The following is a 5920-nucleotide window of genomic DNA, read 5'->3' as shown; positions in this document are numbered from 1 at the left end:
CGGTCGGCTACCGCCCGACGACGACAGTGACCGAAGGGGTGGGGCGGTTCGTCGAGTGGTACCAGGCGTATTTCGGGCGGGGATAGACAAAGTCTTTGCAAGATCACGGCTGGCAAACTCGCCTCAGGCCACCGTCCAGTGATGCTCGATGGCTGCGCCAGCTCCTGCCAGCACGACGCCCATGGGATTGGCCGCCCCCCGCAATTCGCACCACAGCAACATTGATCTTTGATGGGTGATGTTGCGGTTCCGCTCGCCCGCCATCCGCCATTCGCGTTCGTTTATTTCATTGGGCAAAAAACTACCGACAGCGGACAAACTGCCTCGCTATTCGAATGATGCGGTAGCGGCACATAACGCGCATGTTTCCTCCAGCCGGAGGCGCTTCATCCCCGCGCCGCCGGTTAGGCTCGACGGCCGCCCGCCCCCAAAAAGCCGTCGGGCCGCCAGAAATCCCGATATCCTACTCGCCTCCCCTCCTCGCCATCACTGCGTAAACGCCTTGGACATCTGATCCGCAAAGGGTTTCAACAGATAAGACCAGACATTGCGTTCATCGGTGCGGATATGAACCTCGGCGGGCATACCTGGCCTCAGCACCTTCGCTTCGGTCAGGCAGTTCGATTTGCTTTCAACCTTGATACGCGCCGAGAAATAGGAAAGCTGACGTTGCGGATCTTTAATCAGATCTGCCGAGATGTGTTTCACTGACCCTTGGCAGACCGGAGTGGTTCCCACGTCGAACGCCGGAAAACGGATCGATACCGGCTGCCCTGGCCGGACGTCGTCGACCCGCGACGGAGGGATCAGCGCGTCCACCACAAGATCGTCGGCATCAGGCACGATGGTCATGAGCATCTCGCCAGGCGCGATAACGCCGCCGACGGTATGGACAGCCGATTCCTGTATTGTTCCGGACTGCGGCGCGCGGATCGTTGTCTTGGTCAATTCATCCTGGGCCACAATCCTCCGTTCGTTGAGTTCGGTCTGCTTGGCTTCCGTCTCGCGGAGTTCGGTCGTCACGTCAGTGCGCCTTTGGTCATCCAGCTGCAGCATCTGCAACCCCGTTTCGCTAATGCGCGCCTGCGCTTCAGCTACTGCGGCAGCGAGGCGCCCCGATTCTCCCCTGGCCCGGGTGGCATCCAGCCTGATGTTGCTCACCCTCTCCTTGGAGACGAGTTTTTTGGCGTAGAGGGAATCAACGTCGGCGAAATCCTTATTCAGCAGAGCAACCGATTCATCCACCGCGCTCTGTTGCGCTTTAAGACCGTCGATCTGACGTTCAAGTTGCTGGGATTGGCTTCTCAACTGTGCCTTCTGCCCAGCCAAAGCCGAGGCGCGCGTTTCAAAGAGGGCGCGCTCGCCGTTGACGAGCGCAGCCAGCTCCGGTTGGTTCATTCGCGCCTTCAGGCCGACCGGCAGCTGCATTTCCGCCAGGCCCGTGCGCTCGGCCTCCAGCCGGGCGAGGCGGACGGTCGCGCGATCGAGATCCTCACTAATGATTTGCAGGTTCGCGCGAGTCAGCGTGTCATCCAGCCTGACCAGCACGTCGCCGGCTCGTACATGATCTCCGTCCTGCGCGAAGATCCCGCCCACTGTGCCTCCGGTTTGATGCTGGACCTTCTTGACGTTGCTTTCCACCACCACGGTGGCTGGTGCAACCACAGCGCCGGCGATCTTGGTCAATCCCAGCCATAGGCCGCCGCCAAGGACCAGCAGACCGGTAATCGCCAAGCCGAATATCAGGTTGGCCCGTATACCGTCCGGCAGATCTGGCGCGCTCACGGCAGGCCGTTTGCTGCCACGAAGGGTCCGAGCATACGATGAGAAGGTGACGAATGTTTCGAGCAGACCTTCATGCATGTCCGGCAACACCCGGTATCGGCGCCAAAGAAGATGGCCGAGGTGAAACAGGCGGTGAAGGTCGGAGCACGTTCGCCAAGACCTGCTCGCGCGAGCCAAAGGCATGAACCGTCCCATTCGACATAACCAATACCTGATCGATGTTGGCGAGAGCCGAAGGACGATGCGCAACGACAATGACGATGCCTCCGCGCTGACGCACTGCCCGTATGGCGCCGGCCAGGGCAGCGTCCCCATCTACGTCGAGGTTCGAGTTCGGTTCGTCGAGCACGACAAGAAACGGCTCGCCATAAAGTGCTCGGGCGAGACCCACGAGTTGCCTCTGCCCTGCCGACAGGGCCGCTCCGCCCTCGCCGATGCGGGTCTGAAACCCCTGAGGGAGTTGCATTATCATTTTCTCGACGCCGGCTGCTCTTGCCGCCGCAAGGACGCCTTTTGGATCCGTCTTGCCTCGGAACCTCGAAATGTTGTCTGCTACCGTGCCGTCAAACAACTCCACATCCTGCGGCATGTAGCCGATATGGGCGCCGAGCTGTTCCGAGTTCCATTGATCGAGAGAGGCGCCGTCCAATCTCACCGAGCCATGGAGCGGCTTCCACACCCCGACCAACGAACGCACCAAAGTTGTCTTGCCGGAACCGCTTGGGCCGATTACGGCCATCCCAGCGCCTCTCGACAGATGGAAACTCACATTCACCACGGTTGGCTTTGGCAAGCCGGGCGGCGCAATGGTCAATTGCTCGACCGCAAACCGCGCCTGCGGCCGAGGCAACTCCATTGGCTCGTCCTGGCGGCCGAATGCCGCCATGACCGCTGCCAGCTCGGAATAGCTGCGCCGGGCCGACAGAAAGCCTCTCCAGTTTGCGATCGCAGCATCGACCGGGGCCAGGGCGCGGCCAAGCAAAATGGAAGATGCGATGATCACCCCAGGTGAAGCCTCGCCGCCGATCACCAGGTAAGCGCCGAGACCGAGAACACAGGACTGCAACGCCATCCGCAGGGCCTTCGACAGCGAACTGGCGCCACCAACGACGTCAGAGAGACGTTCCTGCTGGGCGAGATAGGCTCGGCTGACGTCGCTCCAGCGTCGAGCCAGTCGACCAGACAGCCCCATTGCGTGAACGACTTCGGCGTTGCGCCGGCCGGAATCGGCAAGCGCCCGCTGCGACAGCAGCTCCTCCGAGGCACGCGCGGCGGGGCCTCGGCTAAACACTTCCGCGATCGCTGTTAAGAGGACCACAGCGATCGCGCCGACCGTCGCCAGCAGGCCGAGCGAAGGATGGAGCAAATAAATGATCAGCAGATAAAAGGGGATCCACGGGGCGTCGAAGATGACCGTCGGTCCCGTTCCGGAGAGAAAGCCGCGCAGTCGGTCAAGATCGTGCAAAGGCTGCAGACGGTCCGCATCACGCCCTGCCTTGAGCGGCAGGGACAGGGAGATGGAGAACACCTTTTGCTGCAAATTCCTATAGAGACGGCTGCCGATGCGGACCAACACGCGAAGCCGCACGAAATCCAGAAGCCCATGGACCGCATACAGACCCAGCATTCCGATCGTGAACCCCACCAGGGTGGGAACGCTCTGCGACGGCAGAACGCGATCGTAAATCTGCAACATATAGACCGAACCGGTCAGAGCGAGAATGTTTATCACTGCCGAGAACAGCGCCACGCCAAGCAGCCCAGGCATGCAGGCGAGAATGGCGGAACGTAGCTCGGGAGAACCGGCCCCCGATGTTTTCATGACCAGCGGTCGTTCGCGCGACACTGCCGCGCCGTTACTTCCGTAAGTTGTAATGGCTCAAACCTTTCTTAGTGCGCATAGCAGCCGCTATCCGTCGGCCCCCTTATTACGCTCTGCTTACATACGTCGACTTTGAGGAAAATGCAGCGGATTCGTGGCATGAGCCGGCGAAACGCGACCGCCGACGTCTCCCTGTCTGGGGATAACTTCCCGAAAAATGACGATTTTCGCTAAAGGAACTGGTCAGAACGGAGCCGGCAAAAGAGGCGTATGTCCTTGCTCCCAAACACTTTCAAAGGTGCCACAGTCGACTGAGCAAAATACCTGCTACTGAGCAACAACTTAGATCAATCAAACATTCTATCTCGCTGTGTTTCGTATTTGATTTCATCCTAATGTAGCAATCACCTAAGCAGACGCGGGGCATAAATCGAATCAACCAAAGGATCATTGGATGACACTCCATTATGCGTCCGGTGGATCAGCCACCGAAGTCGCAACCGCCGGGTTCAACCTGGTCGATGTTCAATATCTTTCGCAGGTCAATGCTTTGCCGGACGGCATGAAAGGCCTCGTCTATCTCGGAGCGCACGACGGCGTCACCTCCTCCTTCATTGAAAAAGTTACACCATTTCTGAACAACCCGAAGGTGTTCGGATTTTTCCTGATGGACGAGCCAGATCCCACCGGCAGGTGGGGCACATATGCAACTGCCGAAAACCTGAAAGCGGAATCGGATTGGATCCATTCCCATTTTCCGGGCGCCAAGACCTTCGTCACCATGATGAATATGGGGTCTCCTACAAATCCGGATTTTTCCAACACCTATAATCCGGCCAATACAGGCATCGACTATTACGGGTTGGACCCGTACCCGGTGCGCGATGACGTGAGCACGGTCGACTACAACATGATCGACAGGGCCGTGGGCGCGGCAGTGAAGTCCGGCATCCCGATCGACAAGATCATTCCGGTCTACCAGACTTTTGGCGGTGGCAACTGGACGACCGACACGGGCGGGAAGCATCAGATGCCAACGACGGAACAGATGCAAACGATGATAGATCATTGGGCAGCACTGGTTCCGTCGCCTGCCTTCGATTATGCCTATGCCTGGGGCTCGCAGAACGGAGACACAGCTCTGGAGAATTCGCCGGCACTGCAGGCCTTCTTCCAGCAGCACAACCTCCAAAGCACCAGTGGCTCTGCCGCCCCTCCAGCAAGCGATCCGATCGATACCCCGACCACGCCGCCAAGCGACGCCGGCGCCCCTGCTCCCGCCGCGCCGGCCCCGTCGGACAGCGATCATATATTCCATGGCACGCGCGGCGCAGACGTTTTTCACGCGACCACGGGCAATGACAAATATCTCGTCAACAATGCCCATGACAAGGTGATGGAAGCGCCAAGCGGCGGGGTCGACAAGGTCGTGGCCTCGGTGAGTTACGCTCTTACGGCGGGCTCACATATCGAGCAGCTCTCCACCGCCAGTTCGGGTGGCAGGGAGTCCATCAACCTGACCGGCAACGAATTCGGTCAAGCCATCTATGGGAATGGCGGCGCCAACAAGATCAATGGTGGCGGTGGCGCGGACAAGATGACCGGCTATGGCGGCAATGACACCTATTACGTCGACAATGCCCACGACAAGGTGGTGGAGCAGAGAGGAAGCGGCGCCGATAAGGTTCTTGCCTCGGTGAGCTTCGCTCTTTCGGCTGGCTCGCATATCGAGCAACTCGCAACCACCAAGGCATCCAGCAAGGCCGCCATCAATCTGACCGGCAACGAATTCGGACAGACCATTCAAGGCAATGCCGGTAGCAACAAGATCGACGGTGGCGGCGGAGCCGATACGTTGAGCGGGCGTGGGGGCAGAGATGCCTTCGTGTTCAGTACCGCCCTTGGTGCTGGAAACGTGGACAAGATCACTGATTTCAACAAAGCCCAGGACAAAATCCACCTCGATCATTCCATCTTTGCCGGTCTCGATCAGGGGGGCCTCTCGTCGGACGCTTTCTTTGCCGGCAAAGCCGCGCATGACAGTTCCGATCACATTATCTACAACAGTTCGACGGGAGCTCTTTCTTTCGACAGCGACGGCGTCGGAGGCGCAAACCAGATCCATTTCGCGAGCCTCTCTCCGCATCTGTCGATTACCGCATCGTCTTTTCTGGTCACCTGAACCAGCCCAGCGAAGAAACGCTTTAAGAAGTCGGCGAGGGGCGGGGGGGGGGGCCGGCCGCGGTGGGGGGGGGGGGTGGGCCACACGCCAGGGCGGGGGTGGGGGGGCGGCAGCACGGCCCCCCCGCCCCC

General features: G+C 59.7%; 4 protein-coding genes. 1 reads left to right on the top strand and 3 read right to left on the bottom strand.

Annotation, left to right across the window (positions count from 1 at the left end):
- Positions 1-123: 123 nt before the first annotated feature.
- The 3 genes from NKJ37_RS31690 to NKJ37_RS31680 all read right to left on the bottom strand — a co-directional run bounded on the left by NKJ37_RS31690 (position 124) and on the right by NKJ37_RS31680 (position 3607).
- A complete protein-coding gene (locus NKJ37_RS31690; protein WP_352776423.1) occupies positions 124-318 on the bottom strand; it encodes a hypothetical protein in 195 nt (64 codons plus the stop codon).
- Positions 319-486: 168 nt separating this feature from the next.
- Positions 487-1863, bottom strand: a complete 1377-nt coding sequence (locus NKJ37_RS31685; protein WP_128302534.1) for an HlyD family type I secretion periplasmic adaptor subunit — start codon at positions 1861-1863, stop codon at positions 487-489.
- Positions 1856-3607: a type I secretion system permease/ATPase gene (locus tag NKJ37_RS31680; RefSeq protein WP_164892821.1), complete on the bottom strand. Its 1752-nt coding sequence runs from the start codon at positions 3605-3607 to the stop codon at positions 1856-1858. Before NKJ37_RS31680 ends, NKJ37_RS31685 begins: the two co-directional genes overlap by 8 nt.
- Before the next feature lie 454 nt (positions 3608-4061).
- Here NKJ37_RS31680 and NKJ37_RS31675 point away from each other — a divergent pair, with 454 nt between their 5' ends.
- On the top strand, positions 4062-5789 hold the full coding sequence (locus NKJ37_RS31675; RefSeq protein ID WP_352776421.1) for a calcium-binding protein: 1728 nt from the start codon (positions 4062-4064) through the stop codon (positions 5787-5789).
- Positions 5790-5920: the final 131 nt, after the last annotated feature.

It is taken from the genome of Mesorhizobium sp. M0140, from assembly GCF_040322475.1.
In the GTDB taxonomy this organism is placed as follows: Bacteria; Pseudomonadota; Alphaproteobacteria; order Rhizobiales; family Rhizobiaceae; genus Mesorhizobium.
The sequence above is the reverse complement of the archived record's forward strand: the minus strand, read 5'-3'. Positions and strand labels throughout refer to the sequence as shown.